Genomic DNA, 14966 nt, shown 5'->3' with positions numbered 1-14966 from the left:
TTCGAATTCATCGAGACGCAAGCGTATCGATACGTTTGCGTCTCGATTGTGCGCCCTCTACTCTCGTATGTGCGGACAGATCACGGAAACAGCCGTATGCCGGCACCGCGCGCCGCCCGGGAGGAAACCGATGTCCACGCAGGCCGCCACCGCCGCCGCCAGGCGCGGCAAGCTCACCCCCGAGCGGGAGACGGAGCTCTACGAGGCCGTCATCTGCCTGCTCCGCGAGGGCGGCTACGACTCCGTCACCATGGAGGGCGTCGCGGCCCGCACCAAGTGCGGCAAGGCCACCCTCTACCGCCAGTGGGGCACCAAACCCCGGCTCGTCACCGCCGCCCTCGACAAGCGCCGCTGCACCGTCTTCACCGGCATCGACACCGGCACCCTCGTCGGCGATCTGCGTGCCGCCGCCGACGTCGCCGCCTCCAGCCGCGACCGCGACACGGAACTGATGGAAGCCGTCAGCCAGGCGTACATCCAGCATCCCGACCTGCGCGCGGCACTCCGCGAGACCGTCATCGAACCCGAGGTCGCCGCCCTCGACGCGATGCTCGGGCGCGCGGTCGAACGCGGAGAGATCGACGCGGACAACCCCGCCATCGGCTTCGTCGCCCCCAGCTTCCTCGGGATGCTGCGCATCGAGCGCCTCTTCGAGGACCGCTTCGCCGACCCGGACGCCCTGCGCGTCTTCGTGGACGCCGTCCTGCTGCCCGCCCTGCGCGTCCGCCCCGGCGCCGCCGAGGTGTGAGACCCCGGGCGGTCCGGCACCCTGAACCCATGCCCCCCGTGCCCCCCACCCCACCGCCCGCGCCCCACCCCGGCCCCGCCACCGGCCCCGCCCGCGTCCAGGTGCGCCGGATCTACGAGCCCCCCGCCCCCGACGACGGCCTGCGGGTCCTCGTCGACCGCCTCTGGCCGCGCGGGCTCGCCAAGGCCGACGCCCACATCGACGAGTGGCCCAAGGCCCTCACCCCCTCCACCGAACTGCGCCGCTGGTACCACGGCCCGGACGGCGGCTACGAGGAGTTCCGCCGCCGCTACCGGCGCGAACTCGCCGAACCCGCCGCCGCCGAGGCGCTCGACGCCCTGCGTGCCCGCACCGCCGAAGGCCCCGTCACCCTCCTCACCGCCGCCAAGGACCCCGCGCTCAGCCACACCGCCGTCCTCACCGAGCTCCTGGCACCGGACGGCGGCTGAACCCGGCCGGACACCCCCGCGCGCACGGCCCTTTCGGGCCACCTGCCCGCCCGCCCCTGTTCACCGGCGCACCACCCCCGGCACCATGGAGGCGAACGCCCCGCACGCCCACCCTCCGCCCCGCACCAGCGACCGCGAGGAGGCCCCGCGTGGAGCCGGACCAGGCCCAGCGGAAACGGCACGACGTGCTCGACGCGCTCCAGCGCGACCCCTACCCCCTCTACGCCCGCGCCCGCCGCACCGAGGGCCTCACCTACGTGCCCGCCCTCGACGCCTGGCTGGTCGCCCGCGACGCCGACATCCGGGAGGTCCTGCTGCGGACCGGGGACTTCTCCTCCGCCCAGGCCCTGCGCCCCGACGTGGTGCCCGCGCCCGCCGCCCTCGCGGTCCTCGCCCAGGGCTTCGCGCCCCGCCCCACCGTCGTCTCCACCGACGGCCCCGCCCACCGCCGCCACCGTGCCCCGCTCAACACCGGCCTCTCCGCCACCCGCACAGCCGCCCTCACCCCGTACGTCCGCGAACAGGCCGACGCGCTCGCCGAAGACCTCGCCGACAGCCTCGCCGACGGCGGCACGGCCGACCTGATGACCCACTACGCCCGCCGCCTGCCCGGCGCCGTCGTCGGACGGCTCCTCGGCCTCGACCCGGCCGACGTCCCCGCCGCCGTCCACGGCTCGTACAGCGCCGAACGGCTCCTCTTCCGGCCCCTGCCCGAAGCCGAGCAGATCGCCGCCGCCGAGGACGTCCTGGCCCTCCAGCGGCTCCTCGACCGCTACGCCCGCGCCCGGCGCGCCGCACCCCGCGACGACCTCGTCACCGCCATGGTCCGCGCCCTCGCCCCCGACGCCGGACTCGGCCCCGGGCCCCGCGCCCTCACCGCCGACCAGCGCTGCGAACTGGTCGCCAACCTCCAGAACCTCCTCATCGCCGGCCACCTCACCACCACCGCCCTCATCGGCGGCACCGTCCTCCACCTGCTCCGCCACCCCGACCAGTGGCGCCTGCTGCGCGCCCGCCCCGACCTCGTCCCCGCCGCCGTCGAGGAGGCCGCCCGCTACGACACGGCCGTCCAGGGCTTCCGCCGCACCACCACCCGCCCCGTCTCCATCGCCGGCACCGAACTGCCCGCCGGCGCGACCGTCTTCGTCGCCTACGGCTCCGGCAACCGCGACTCCGCCCGCCACCGCGACCCCGACACCTTCGACATCACCCGGCCCCGGCCGGGCCCCCACCACCTCGCCTTCGGCCACGGACGGCACGGCTGCCCCGGCTCCCAGCTCGCCCGCGTCCAACTCCGCGCCACCCTGGAGGCCCTGACCCGCCGCCTCCCGGACCTCCGCCTCGCCGACGGCCCGCCGCCCGCGATGCTCCCCACCCTCATCCACCGCTCACCCGAGGAGCTCCGGGTCACCCGCTGACCGCCACCAGCCGCGGCGCCTCCGCCGAGGCGTCCGGCACCGGAGCCCCCGCCACCGCCACCCGCGCGGCCAGCCCCCGCGCCCACCCCACCAGGCCGACGACATCGACCCCGTACGTCACGGCCCCCGGCCCCGCCGCGTACCGCTCCACCCGCGCGGCCCCCCGCAACAGCAGCCGCGCACCGCCCCGCGCGTTCCCGCGCGCCGCGTGCGTCAGCCCCACCGCGAGCTGCGCCAGCCCCTGCCACAGATCCCGCTCACCGCCCGGCCCCGACTTCCAGGCGTCCTCGAAGACCTCGTGCGCGTGGAACGGCATCCCCGCGTCCAGCAGCCGCTGCGCCTCCCGCACGGTCTCCCCGGGCGCCCGCACCACCCCCTCCGGCTGCCGGGGCACCCCCTCCGCCCCGTACGGCAACGGCCGCCCCAGCCCGTCCCTCGGCCGCCCGCTCCGCGCCCGCCCGTCCTGGTCCCGATCCCTGTCCATCCCCCCATTCTCCGCCGCGGCCTCCCGGTGACGCCCCGTGTGCTGATCCACCCCGGGAAGTGAGGTAATGTTCTCTTGCACGCCGCCGCCGGAGACACACCGGAGGCAGCAGGGCACCGGGACGTGGCGCAGCTTGGTAGCGCACTTGACTGGGGGTCAAGGGGTCGCAGGTTCAAATCCTGTCGTCCCGACTCGAAAGAGTCGTAGCGGAGGGGCCGCTTCAGAAGCATCTGAAGCGGCCCCTCCGCCGTTGTCGGCCCCCGCCCCGGGGGCCCGGCTCATGGGCCGACGTGCACGATCCCGATCGTCTCGAGCAGAGCGCGGGGGTCGTTTCGCGGGAGACTCCGCAGCGCCCCGTGCAGGGCGCGCGCCGCACGGTCGGGGGTCAGCCCCAGGCCCTCGTAGAAGGCCACCGCGAGCCGCGCGGACGCCCGGTCGTCGAGGTGCGTCAGCGAGCCGATCACATGCCGGAAGCCCGCCGCCCGCAGCGACGTGGCCACCGACCAGACACCGCCGGCGGTGGCGGAGCCGGACAGGTACGCGAGCGCCCCGTGCGGAGCGACGCGTGCCAGCCCCAGGGCCTCGGCGGCGGAGGACAGGGAGACGGCGTCCGGCCAGCTCACGGGCCCGCAGTAGTGGAAGCAGGCGGTCGCTTGCAGTTCCCCGGCGATCTGCTGCGCGGGGAACCCGTCCACGCGCTGGAGCCGGCTGTACGGATGGAGCCGGCCGACCCGCTCCGCCTCCCGCCGTGCGCCGGGCAGCGCCTCGGACGCCAGCATGACGAGCATGCGCTGCTCCTCGGTCTCCTCCGGCTCGCCCGCCGGCCGTTCGTGGGAGCGCGCCGAGGCGAGCGCGTGGAGGCTCGGGGTGTACGAGTGGACCGCGTAGTCCAGGGCCATACGGTCCGGCCTGCCCGCCGCGTGCAGGGGCAGCCGGTCGAACGGGCCCGCGGGGCACCACCAGACGCGCGGCAGGGGCTCGTCCTCCCCGCGCGCCGAGGGGGGCCGCACGGTGTCCCGGTGCACCGTGAAACCGAGCGCGTCCAGGACCGGCCACACGGTGGTCTTCGCCAGCCGGTCGAGTGTGTCCCAGCCGCTCGCCGAGCGCCGATCCAGGTCCGTCCAGAAGTGTGCGGCCATGTCGCGCACTTCGTGCTCTTTGACGGGCAACGGCAGCGCGGACAACCGGCGGCGGGTCACCAGCAGGGCGTCGCAGCGAAGCCGGGCCGCGTTCAGGACCACCACCGGCCCCTCGGCGGCCACCGAGGACGAGACCGGCGGGGCGCCGGAGCCGGAGAGACCGGACGCTCCCGGGACGGCCTCGGCGAGCACGGCCGTCCGCCGCCGCATCCCGTCCATCACCGGACCGGACGGCTGGACGTTCCCGACGTCGAGCCGGAGATACGCCCAGAGCCACCGCAGTTCCCAGGCGGCGCTCGACGGGGCCGGGTGATCTCCGGCCGTACCGTACGCGGCGAGGACGGCGGCGCGGCTCTCCAGCAGGGTCAGCGCCCTGCCCGGGGCGTCGGCCTCGATCGCGTAGGCGGCGGCCTCCCGGCTCAGCCGCTCCCAGGCGTCGAGGATCTCCCGGTGCGCGGGGTCGTGGGGGAGCGCGAGCAGCGGCGGCAGCTCCTGGGTGATCTGGCGCAGGGTGCTGGTCAGCGACTCCGGCGCGCCCAGTTCCACGGAGATCTCCGCCTGCCAGATGAGGGCGTGGAGCCGTTGGAGGGGCCGTACCGCGAGCGTGGCCGCGCGCCGCGCCTCGTCGGCGGCTGGGGCCAGCAGGGTGCGTGACAGGTGGGGGCGCTTGGCCCGCAGGACGGTCCGAAGCAGCAGGAGGGACGAGAGCGCCGATCTGTGGGCCGTCGAGTCGGCCGGCGCCGTCGACGTCCGCACCACCTCCTCCCAGCCGTCGAGCAGTTCGGCCAGCGCCGCACGTTCCGGAACGTCCCCCGTCGCCCGCAGGAGAGCGGAGACGAGGTCGTCCGGGGGGCACCAGAGCGGCTGCTCGGCTTCGGACGGGAGGGGCTGCCAGCTCATCCGCAGGCTGGTGACGGCGTCCCGGAGTGCCGCGGGTTCCGCGGAGGCGGCGTAGTCCAGCAGCAGGCACTCCCCGTCCAGGGCCCGCGCGGCCCGCTGGTGGACGGGGGAGCGGGAGTGATTGAGCGCGTCGGCGACGGCCGCGGCGCACAGGGCGCGGGCTTCCCGCAGGTCCTCGGGCCGGCCGCGCCGCCGGTAGGCGGCGACGAGGCACCGGGCCAGTTCGAGCCGCGCGCTGCCGTGCCTGGGGGACGCCACGGGCAGCGGCGCGGCCCTGAGGACGTCGACGGCCTCGTCCAGCGCCGCACGCTCCTGGGTCAGCGCGAACCGCAGGCGCAGCGCGCCCGCCAGCAGGAGGCGGGCGCGCGCACCCCGCAGCGCGCTGCCCGCGGGGAGGAGGGACACGGCCCAGCGGGCGTGGTGCAGGGCCTGCTCGAACACGTCAGGCGCGCCGTCCCCGCGAAACCGTGCCAAGAGGGTCTTGGACAGCATCAGTTGCCGCTCGGCCCTGATGCCCTTCGGTTCGCCGGGGGGCCCTTCGTCCAGCCTGAGGCGCTCGACCCGCCCGAGCGCCGTCGGGTCGCCCGTCGCCTCGTGCCAGGCGAGGAGGACGCCGGCCAACGGCACCTCACAGGACATCTCGTCCTCGGCCGTGATGACCGCCCGGTCGGCCAGGGTCAGCGCGTCCCGCAGGAGGGACTCGCGCGGATCCGTCTCGTGGACGGCCGTGTAGGAGACGAGCAGTTCGGCGACGAGCCGCCGGTAGTCCGGATTCGTGGTCGTCGGCAGGGCGGCGATCAGGGCCGTCTCCTCCAGGACCCGGCCGAGCCGGACGGTGTCCCCGGTGTGCGCGAACAGGGCGCGCTGGGCGGCCAGTCGGACGGCGTGCGCACCGGGATCCGCCGGGGATCCGGGTGTGTCCAGCAGGAGCTCGCTGACGAGGAGGGCCTGCTCCAGGGCGCCCGGATCCTCCTGGAGGACCCCGTACGCCAGATAGGTCTCCGCCACGACGCGGCCCAAGGCGGCGGGCCGCCGCAGGACATGGTGCGCTTCCGACAGGCGCTCGCTGATCCGGACCGAGGCGGTCAGCTCTTCCACGGCGTCGTCCAGGCGCGCCCGCCTGATGATGTCCGACATCCTGCCGATCAACTGCTCGACGTCGGCGGTGATCTCGCCGTCCAGGACCGGGCCGACCAGACTCTCCAGCGGAGGCTCGGCCAGCGAAGGCGAGGGCCGCTCAGGTGCCGCCGCGATCCGGTAGCTCCGGCCCGCCCCCGTCCGCAGCTCCACCGGGCCCTCGCCCACCTCCACCCGTACGGCGGCCGTGCCCTCGGGCACCCGTACCGGCAGGGTGCCGGAGCCGGTGACGATCTCGACGAGACGGGGGTCCGTGTCCGGGACGAGGACGGCCACGGCGTCCCGGCCCCGGACCCGGCCCAGGACGAGTGCGGTGCCCTCGCGCAGCACCCCGAGGCGGACCTCGTCCACGGTGTCGCCGAGGCGGGCGACGTCGGCGAGGGCCAGGCCCGGGGGGCGCCCCGCGTCGAAGGCGGGGACGTGCCGCCGGGAGGCGTGCGCCAGGCTCCACGCGGGGCCGACCGACCGGGCCTCCTCCGGCAGCCGGTGCCACGCCTCCGCGAACCAGCCCGCGAGCCCCGCGCGCTCTTCCCGGACCAGCCCGTGCAGGGCGCCGTCCAGGCGGCGGCCGGCCTCCTCCAGGTCGCCGGTCAGGGTGTGCCAGGTGACCCGCTCCTCCAGCAGCAGCGCCGGGGACAGGTCGCGGTGGTACTCCTCCACGACGCCGAGGAGCGCGTCCAGGCCGGGCTCCGACCGCAGCCGTTCGACCAGCCCCGCCCGCAGGTACGGGAGGCAGTCCGGCAGCAGGGCGATGGCCTCCGGCGTGCGGGCGCCGACCCAGTCGCTGAACCACAGGTCGGCCTCGGCGCCGGCGTCCAGGCGCGGCAGGAACCGGAGGCGTACGGCCCGGATCAGCTCGGGTTCGACGCGGGTCGCGAAGCTGAGCAGCCGCGCCAGCTCCAGCGCGCCCTCCGGCGGCGCGGGCGGCAGGTGCTCGGGCGGGCCGCTCACGCCGGCCCCCTTCCGATGTGCCCGGGGCGGGTCGTCCGGTCCCAGCCGACCAGCGGCAGCACCCTCGGCATCCAGTCCGCCCACCGCTCGCGGGCGTACGGCGTCAGGACCACCGCGCCGCAACCGGCCCGCCGCACCAGGCAGGCGAAGTCCGCCCACTCCTCGCGGGTGCCCCGCCCGAGGTGGCCGGGCGGGCCGCCGAGCCCGAGGTCGGAGAGGACGAGGACCCGCCGGCCCGCCTGCGGCGGCCGGTACGCGGTGCGGGTCCAGCGGGGGCCGGGGCCCGTGCCGCGCTGGGGGGCGTCGGAGAAGTAGCCCACCTCCACCAGCGCCGGACCGACCACGGCCCGCACCCGGCGCAGCAGTTCGTTCTGGTCCCGGCGGAACGGCTGCATCCCGGCGCCCCGGTCGACCAGCACCTGCACGCCGTGACGCAGCGTCGGCACGGGCAGCCGGGGCAGCGCGGTGACGGGGCGGCGCCGGGCCAGCGTGTCGATCAGCGCCTCGATGTCGACGGGGCCCTCGGGGACCGGGCGCGCGACCAGGGCGCGGATGACGGCGTCGGTCCAGCGGGGGACGAACAGCGGCTCGTACGGCAGCGGGCGCTGCTCGCCGGACGGGCGGGCGAGGGGTTCCGGCGGCGGCCGGCGCGCGGCCTCCTCGTCCGGGCCGTGGTCCTCGCGTACGGGGCGCAGCAGCGGCAGCCCGGCCAGGACGTCCTCGGGTTCCGGCGCCTCGCCCTGGGGCCGCGGTGGTCCGGGCGGCCCGTCCTCGGGTCCGGCGGCCGGGTCGGCGAACGGCCGCCGGAAGGGGTCGGCCGCCGCCGGGAAGGGGCCGGGGGGCGGCGCGGGGCGGTCCGGCGCGGCGGCCGGCGCGAAGCCGAGCATCCGGGCGGCCTTCACCCGCTCCTCGTCCGTCTCCGCCACCTCAAGGACGCGCAGGACGTCGGCGAGCCAGATCTCCCCGCGCACCGGTCACCGCCCGCCTTCCGCCGACTTGGCCAGCGTGAGGTCGCGCAGCAGGGCCCAGCGGTGGTCGCGCGGGGTGATGCCCAGCGCCAGGCAGGCCCGCAGGGCGTCCAGGAACTCGGCGGTGCTGGGCAGCCGTTGGAGGCCGTGGCCCGCGCCCTCGCGCCGTACCCTCATCAGCTCGTCGGCCAGCGCGCCGATCAGTTCGGCCACGGCGTCCGAGACGTCGCGCCCCTCGTGCCGCAGGTGCATTCCGGCGATGCGGACCAGCCCCTCGTGGGTGGGGCCGGGCAGGGTGAAGGTGACGCAGCGCCGGACGAAGGCCTGGGGCAGGTCGCGCTCGCCGTTGGTGGTGATGACGATCAGCTGCGGTCCCGCCCCGGCCTCGCGGCGTACCAGGGTGCCGGTGTCCCCGACGGTGAACTCGTGCGAGGCGAGCGGCACCAGGAGGCTGTTGGGCAGGTCCGGGTCCGCCTTGTCGATCTCGTCGATGAGGACGACGGCGCCGCTCGGCCGCTCCCCGCGCGGGAAGCGCTCGGCGGGGTCGCGGTGCCGGACGGGGGCGAGGAGACCGCCGCGGCTGCCCGCCGATTCGGGGGCGAGGGCCCACCACAGGACGCCGGGGACGACGTAGTCGCCGTCGTTCAGGCGCCCGCGGTGGGCCTGCGCGTCCGCCAGCCGGCGCACGCTGTCGAAGCGCCAGAGCAGGTCGGTGGCCTGGGTCCGGGCGGTGACCACGTGCTCGTAGTAGCGCAGACCGTGCCGACGGGCGTGGTACGGGGCGAGCGACGACTTGCCCGATCCGGGGTCGCCGCTCAGGAGCAGCGGACGGTCGGCGGCCAGGGCGACGTCGACGGCCAGCCGCAGGTCGTCGGGCATGTGGTACACGAAGCCGTCCCGGGGGTCGGGGCCGTGCGTGATCTGCTCTGCCACGAGGGCTCCTAGTACGTTCCGGTGAGGCGTTCGGGCAGCCGGGCGAGGTTCTTGTTGCGCCGTCGGGCGCTCCGCTCCTGGTCTTGGGTGAGCAGGGGTTCCAGGAGCAGCGCGTTGGCGAAGTGCTCCCGGTCCCGGGGGCCGGCGGGCGTCGTGCCGGTCGTCACCAGCACGACGAGCCAGGAGAACACCTCGTGCAGCCGGCCGACGGCGGTGGCGAAGTCCGCCTCGGGCACCTGCTGTTCGTTGATGACCAGGTAGTGCGTGCGGGTGTCTACGTCGTCCGGGAGCCAGCGGTCGTCCTCGTCCTCGACGTCGAAGAACAGCTCCCACACGTTCCTCGTCCAGGAACGGGCCCGCTCGCCGACCCGGTCCTCTCCGATCGGCAGGCTCCGCCCGACCGACCTCACCTCGTAGTCCGTGTGATTGCCGCACGTCGCCCGCCACACGTAGGCCTTGGCGGTCTCGGGGAAGTGGGCGTTCAGCAGGAGGGTCATCGCGTGCGGCGGGCCGCCCGGCGGAGGCAGCACGCTCCGCGCGGCCTCCTCGCTCACCCAGGTCGCGCCGAGCGAGCCGGCCAGCCGGGAGATCGCCTGGTCGGACAGCGCGGGGGCGAGCGCGTCGAGGGCCCGCTCCATGCGGTCGTGGGGCGCGACCAGGAACTGGTGGGCCAGGAAGCGGCACCCCTCGTGCCCGCCGGTGACGGTGCCGAGGTGCTTGTCCTCCATCTTCAGCGCCTTCAGCGCCCTGGCCAGGTGCGAAGGGGACGTGAGGGCCCCGCGCAGATAGACGCTGAGGTCGGTGAGCCAGGCGCTCATCGGGTCGTCGTCGGCCGGCCGCTCCGGCAGGTCGGCGAAGCGGTCCAGCACCCGGTCCGCCAGGACACCGGCGTCCGCCGCCTCACCCGACCGCATCCGGGCGAACTGCCGCGGCCCCAGCTCCTCCAGACCGGCCAGCTTCACGTCCCGGGTCCTGAGCCCGCCCAGGAGCACGGGGATCACCAGCAGGGGGACGCCGAGCGCCCGCCGCCACATCAGGATGTTCACCTCGCGCCGCACCCACGTCGACTCCAGCGCCTTGTCGTTGATCAGCACGACGGCCGCGTCGCAGCGCACCAGGCGGTCCACGATCTCGGCCCGCCACTCCTCGCCGGGCGGGATCGCTTCCTGGTCGACGAACGGCAGGTGGCCCCGTTCCCTCAGCCCCCGCTCGATCCGGCCCAGGACGTCCAGGGCGTAGTCGTCGCCCCGGGCGCTATGGCTGATGAAGACGTCCCCCACACCGCCGATTGTGATCCACCGTCCCCGCCGGGGAGGCGGTTTTCACAAACCGGCGTCGAATTCCGGCTTGGCCACGGTGATGCGCCAGCGGCGCGTCTCCTCGGTCAGGCTCGCCTCGGTGCGCAGCACCAGCGCCCGGAAGGCGACGGCGAGTTCGGCGCTCCCGGGCCGCCCGAGCAGCCGTCGCAGCGCGTTCTCGTGCCCCAGCAGCTCCAGGCGCGTCTCCCGGTAGGACACGGCGAGCCGCTGCCCGGCCAGCAGGTTCTGCACGGCCAGCACCGTGTTGCACAGCGGCGGCAGCCCGGCCGCGAGCACCGCGACGAGGGCCGTCAGGAACGGCGGTTCGACGCCGTCGGGCACCGCGGCGAGCAGCACCGCGTACGAGACGGCGATCGCGACCGAGGCGAGGACCACGCCCTTGGCGGTCCGGCCCAGGACGCCCTCGGGGCGCTCGCACTTCTCGGCGGCCAGCTCCATGAACAGCCGCTGGCGCCGGATCCGGTGGTCCAGATAGGTCCGCATCCGGTCGCCGAGGTCCGAGGGCACGGCGACGGCCGGGTCGCCGGCCCGCCGCCACACCTCGTCCCGCCAGTCCCGAGGACCGCCGTCCGGATCCTCGTCGGCGAGGCGGGCGAACCGTTCGAGCGCGCCCGCGTCGGCGTCGGACAGCAGCGCGGTCCGCGCGTCCCGGACCAGCGCCGCCTCCTCGTCGGAGCGGCCCAGATAAGGGCCGACGCCCGCGAGGACGAGGAACATCTCCCGGCGGAACAGCTCGGCGCGCACCCGGCCGGTGACCCAGGCCCGGGACGGGTCCTGCTCCGTCCACACGGTCCACACCAGCGCCCCGAGCAGCAGGCACTCGGCGACGACGAACCCCACGGCGAGCCCGCCGCCGTCCGCCAGGAACACGGAGTGCGCGGTGAGGAGGAGGACCGCCAGCAGCGGCAGGACGGCCAGCCGGATCCCGGTGGCCCGGTAGTGGCCCTGGGACCCCACCGGGACGTCGCCGGGCGGGCGCCGCAGGACGTTCGGGTAGTCGAGGGGCGGAAGCACCCCGGCGCCCGGCGCCCAGGCCTCCCGCCGCTCCCGGCTGGCGCGGCGGCGCCGCCGGTGCGCCCACTCGCGCCCGAGGAGATAGCCGTGGTGCAGCAGGGTCAGCGCCCACACCGCGCCCACCGAGGGCAGCGTCACCACCCACGCCGACTCCGGGGCGGCGACCGCCGCCAGGGTCCACCCGGCCAGTACCGCACTCGCCCCGACGACCGTCGCCCCCCGCGCCGCAGCCCGCATCGACGTCCTCCCCCCCCTGGCCGGTCCCCGGCCTCCCCGCGTACGACTCTGGCATACCCGGGAGCGGGGACGACGGGGAGTCGGCGAGGACGGGTGCCGGTTCGCGCCAAGTTGCCCGGTGGTCTGTCGGGTCCGGGCGGGCTGCCCTATCTTCTAGGGGCCCGCGGCGGTTCGCGCTTCGCGGTTCGCCCTGGAGGTCCCCCTTGCCGTTCCGTCGCGTTCCCGCCCGGGTCCGGGCGCGCCGTGCCCCGCTGCTCATAGGCTTCGGGCTCGGCTCGCTGCTGGTCGGGCTCACCCCGATGCTCGGGGTGGCCAGTCCCGGGCCGACGCCGCCGCCCGCCGGCTTCGACCAGCAGACGGCGCAGCAGTCGCCGCACCACGGGGTCGCGCCCGCGAACGCCATGGAGCCGACGGCGCCGCTGCTCGACCGCACCGGCTGGACGGCCGTCGCGAGCGACGAGGAGACCGCGAAGGAGAACGGGCGCGCGGCCAACGTCCTCGACGGCGACGCCGCCACCCTGTGGCACAGCCGCTGGTCCGTCACCCCCGCCCCGCTGCCGCACACCATCACCCTCGACATGCACCGCACCACCGTGGTCTCGGCGCTGATCTACCAGCCCCGCACCGACGGCAAGGCCAACGGGCGGATCGGCGAGTACAGCATCAGCGTGAGCTACGACGGGACGAGCTGGGGGACCCCGGTCGCCACCGGCACCCTCGCCGACGACGCGAGCGCCAAGACCCTCGGCTTCGCCCCCCAGGGGGCCAGGTTCGTCCGGCTCACCGCCACCGGCGAGGCGGGCAAGCGCGGCCCCTGGAGCGCCGCCGCCGAGCTCAACCTGCTCGGCGACCCCGGCACCCCGCAGTCCACCGTCGACCTGCCCCGCACCGGCTGGACCGCCACCGCGAGCGACGAGGAGACCGCGAAGGAGAACGCCCGCGCGGCCAACGTCCTCGACGGCGACGCCGACACCCTCTGGCACAGCCGCTGGTCGGGCACGCCCGCCCCGTTCCCGCACACCATCACCGTGGACATGCACCGCACCGAGGCCGTCTCCGCCCTCGTCTACCAGCCCCGCACCGGCAACCTCAACGGCCGGATCGGCACGTACTCCGTCGCCACCAGCACCGACGGCACCACCTTCAAGGCGCCGGTCGCCACCGGCACCTGGCGCGACGACGACACCGTCAAGACCGCCACCTTCACCCGCACCGAGAGCGCCCGCTACATCCGCCTGACCGTGACCTCCGAGGCCGGCAACCGCGGCCCCTGGACCTCCGTCGCCGAGATCCGCCTCAGCGGACCCGCCGCCCCGGCCACCCACGGCTCCTGGAGCCGGATCACCGGCTTCCCGCTGGTCCCGGTGGCCACCGCCGTCCTCCCCGGCGACAAACTGCTCGCCTGGTCCGCGTACGCGATCGACCGCTTCGGCGGCAGCAACGGCTACACCCAGACGGCGATCCTCGACCTCAAGACCGGCAAGGTCACCCAGCGCCGCATCGACAACACCGGCCACGACATGTTCTGCCCCGGCATAGCGATGCTCGCCGACGGCCGGGTCCTCGTCACCGGCGGCAGCAACGCCGAGAAGGCCAGCATCTACGACCCGGTCACCGACGACTGGTCGGCGACCAGCAGCATGAACATCGCCCGTGGCTACCAGGCGATGACCCTGCTCTCCACCGGCGAGGCCTTCGTCCTCGGCGGCTCCTGGAGCGGCGCCTCCGGCGACAAGGCCGGCGAGGTCTGGTCCCCGGACACCCGCAGCTGGCGCAAGCTCCCCGGCGTCCCCGCCGCCCCCGCCCTGACCGCCGACCCGGCCGGCGCCTACCGCGCCGACAACCACATGTGGCTGTACGCCACCTCCGGCGGCAAGGTCCTCCAGCTCGGCCCCAGCAAGCAGATGAACTGGATCACCACCGAGGGCGCCGGCAGCATCACCCCCGCCGGCCCCCGGGCCGACAGCCAGGACGCCATGACCGGCAACGCCGTCCCGTACGACATCGGCAAGGTCCTCACCCTCGGCGGCTCGCCCGCGTACGAGAAGTCGCAGGCCACCCGCCGCGCCTACACCGTCAGCATCGACGGCGGCCAGGCCACGGCCGCGCGGACCGGCGACATGGGCTACGCCCGGGCCTTCGGCAACAGCGTCGTCCTGCCGGACGGCAAGGTCGCCGTGTTCGGCGGGCAGACCTACCCCGTCCCGTTCAGCGACGCCACCTCCGTGCTCACCCCGGAGCTGTGGGACCCGGCGACCGGGAAGTTCACCCCGCTCGCCACCATGGCCATCCCGCGCAACTACCACAGCGTCGCCAACCTGCTGCCCGACGGGCGGATCTTCTCCGGCGGCGGCGGACTGTGCGGCGACTGCGCCACCAACCACTCCGACGGCGCCGTGTTCACCCCGCCGTACCTGCTCAACGCGGACGGCTCCGCCAAGCCCCGGCCCGTCATCACCGGCGGGGTGCCGCCCCGGGCCGACGCGGGCAGCACCCTCACCGTCACCACCGAGGGGCAGGCGGCGTCCTTCGTCCTCATGCGGGCCGCCGCCGCGACCCATTCCACCGACAACGACCAGCGCCGGGTCCCCCTGGTGTCCACGCCCGCCGGGACCGGCTCGCACACCGTGTCCCTCCCGGCCGACAAGGGCGTGGTCCTGCCCGGCACTTACATGCTCTTCGCCCTGGACGTCCACGGGGTGCCGAGCACCGCCAAGTTCATCACCGTCAGCTGACGGCGCCGTCGTCCAGGTCCTTCTCCCGCAGCGTGAAGGACCTGGGCACCCCGCCCGGCTGCGGCTTCTCCGTCACCAGGCCCACCTCGCGGTAACCGGCCCCCTCGTAGTACGCGTTGAGCGGGGCGTTCCCGGCCAGGCAGTCCAGCCGCACCCGGGACCGCCCGGCCGCCCGCACCCGCTCCTCCGCCGCCCGCAGCAGCAGGCGCCCGGTGCCCGGCGCGGCGGCCTCCCGGTCGACCATCAGCCGGTGCACATAGCCGGCCACCGGCGGCTGCGGCCCCCACGCGGCCTCGTCACGCCACCACAGCTCCCAGGCCCCGACGACCCGCCCCGCGTCCTCCGCGAGCCACACCTCGTCCCGCTCCAGCACCCGCCGGAAGTGCTCCTCGCCCAGCTCCCCGGGCCGCCACTGGCCGGTGACCCCCCGGCTCAGCATCCAACGGGCCGCCGCGTCGCGCAGGCGCACCAGGGTGGACAGATCGGCCTCGGCGGCCCGGCGTACCCGCGGTTCGTTCACGCCCGGATCCTCGC

11 protein-coding genes and 1 tRNA gene are annotated in these 14966 nt (G+C 75.5%); 5 read left to right on the top strand and 7 right to left on the bottom strand.

The genetic code is table 11. The features are described 5' to 3' along the window. Window positions 1-130: 130 nt before the first annotated feature. The 3 genes from ACZ6J5_RS11030 (at window position 131) to ACZ6J5_RS11020 (ending at window position 2615) form a co-directional block, all read left to right on the top strand. Window positions 131-748, top strand: a complete 618-nt coding sequence (locus ACZ6J5_RS11030) for a TetR/AcrR family transcriptional regulator (protein WP_469390022.1) — start codon at window positions 131-133, stop codon at window positions 746-748. A 29-nt stretch (window positions 749-777) separates the two neighbouring features. After that, window positions 778-1197, top strand: a complete 420-nt coding sequence (locus ACZ6J5_RS11025; protein WP_469390020.1) for a DUF488 domain-containing protein — start codon at window positions 778-780, stop codon at window positions 1195-1197. A gap of 149 nt (window positions 1198-1346) precedes the next feature. Then, window positions 1347-2615, top strand: a complete 1269-nt coding sequence (locus tag ACZ6J5_RS11020; RefSeq protein WP_469390018.1) for a cytochrome P450 — start codon at window positions 1347-1349, stop codon at window positions 2613-2615. Here ACZ6J5_RS11020 and ACZ6J5_RS11015 read toward each other — a convergent pair. Beyond that, window positions 2605-3099, bottom strand: a complete 495-nt coding sequence (locus ACZ6J5_RS11015) for a DUF309 domain-containing protein (protein WP_469390016.1) — start codon at window positions 3097-3099, stop codon at window positions 2605-2607. The two genes, ACZ6J5_RS11020 and ACZ6J5_RS11015, sit on opposite strands and share 11 nt — an antisense overlap. Window positions 3100-3216: 117 nt before the next feature. Between ACZ6J5_RS11015 and ACZ6J5_RS11010 the strand changes: the two genes are divergently transcribed. Next, window positions 3217-3290, top strand: a tRNA-Pro gene (locus ACZ6J5_RS11010). 87 nt (window positions 3291-3377) lie between these two features. On the opposite strand, the gene ACZ6J5_RS11005 is transcribed toward ACZ6J5_RS11010, so the two are convergent. Genes ACZ6J5_RS11005 through ACZ6J5_RS10985 form a run of 5 tightly spaced genes read right to left on the bottom strand, consistent with a single transcriptional unit; the run spans window position 3378 to window position 11697 of the window. Beyond that, the gene (locus ACZ6J5_RS11005) at window positions 3378-7226 is read right to left on the bottom strand and encodes a CHAT domain-containing protein (protein ID WP_469390014.1); all 3849 of its coding nucleotides are present in this window, start codon (window positions 7224-7226) and stop codon (window positions 3378-3380) included. After that, complete coding sequence (locus ACZ6J5_RS11000) at window positions 7223-8197, bottom strand: hypothetical protein (RefSeq protein WP_469390012.1); 975 nt, start codon at window positions 8195-8197, stop codon at window positions 7223-7225. The genes ACZ6J5_RS11005 and ACZ6J5_RS11000 overlap by 4 nt, the downstream gene beginning before the upstream one ends. A gap of 3 nt (window positions 8198-8200) precedes the next feature. Next, window positions 8201-9127 (bottom strand): AAA family ATPase, encoded by a 927-nt coding sequence (locus ACZ6J5_RS10995; RefSeq protein WP_469390010.1) that lies wholly within the window; start codon window positions 9125-9127, stop codon window positions 8201-8203. A gap of 8 nt (window positions 9128-9135) precedes the next feature. Continuing rightward, window positions 9136-10407 carry a toll/interleukin-1 receptor domain-containing protein gene (locus tag ACZ6J5_RS10990; protein ID WP_469390008.1) on the bottom strand — a complete coding sequence of 424 codons (1272 nt, stop codon included), beginning with the start codon at window positions 10405-10407 and terminating at the stop codon, window positions 9136-9138. A gap of 42 nt (window positions 10408-10449) precedes the next feature. Then, on the bottom strand, window positions 10450-11697 hold the full coding sequence (locus ACZ6J5_RS10985; RefSeq protein WP_469390006.1) for a hypothetical protein: 1248 nt from the start codon (window positions 11695-11697) through the stop codon (window positions 10450-10452). 203 nt (window positions 11698-11900) lie between these two features. On the opposite strand from ACZ6J5_RS10985, the gene ACZ6J5_RS10980 reads away from it, so the two are divergent. Continuing rightward, window positions 11901-14432 (top strand): discoidin domain-containing protein, encoded by a 2532-nt coding sequence (locus ACZ6J5_RS10980; protein WP_469390004.1) that lies wholly within the window; start codon window positions 11901-11903, stop codon window positions 14430-14432. On the opposite strand, the gene ACZ6J5_RS10975 is transcribed toward ACZ6J5_RS10980, so the two are convergent. Beyond that, entirely contained in the window at window positions 14425-14952 is a 528-nt protein-coding gene (locus ACZ6J5_RS10975; RefSeq protein WP_469390002.1) for a GNAT family N-acetyltransferase, read from the bottom strand. The two genes, ACZ6J5_RS10980 and ACZ6J5_RS10975, sit on opposite strands and share 8 nt — an antisense overlap. Window positions 14953-14966: the final 14 nt, after the last annotated feature.

The organism is Streptomyces sp. NPDC042100 (assembly GCF_055582325.1).
The sequence above is the reverse complement of the archived record's forward strand: the minus strand, read 5'-3'. Positions and strand labels throughout refer to the sequence as shown.

What these genes read in the sequence shown, in the direction of transcription:
- ACZ6J5_RS11025 (WP_469390020.1), top strand. Translation starts at nt 778, where the DNA reads ATGCCCCCCGTGCCCCCCACCCCACCGCCCGCGCCCCACCCCGGCCCC.
- ACZ6J5_RS11030 (WP_469390022.1), top strand. Translation starts at nt 131, where the DNA reads ATGTCCACGCAGGCCGCCACCGCCGCCGCCAGGCGCGGCAAGCTCACC.
- ACZ6J5_RS11015 (WP_469390016.1), bottom strand. Translation starts at nt 3,099, where the DNA reads ATGGACAGGGATCGGGACCAGGACGGGCGGGCGCGGAGCGGGCGGCCG.
- ACZ6J5_RS10985 (WP_469390006.1), bottom strand. Translation starts at nt 11,697, where the DNA reads ATGCGGGCTGCGGCGCGGGGGGCGACGGTCGTCGGGGCGAGTGCGGTA.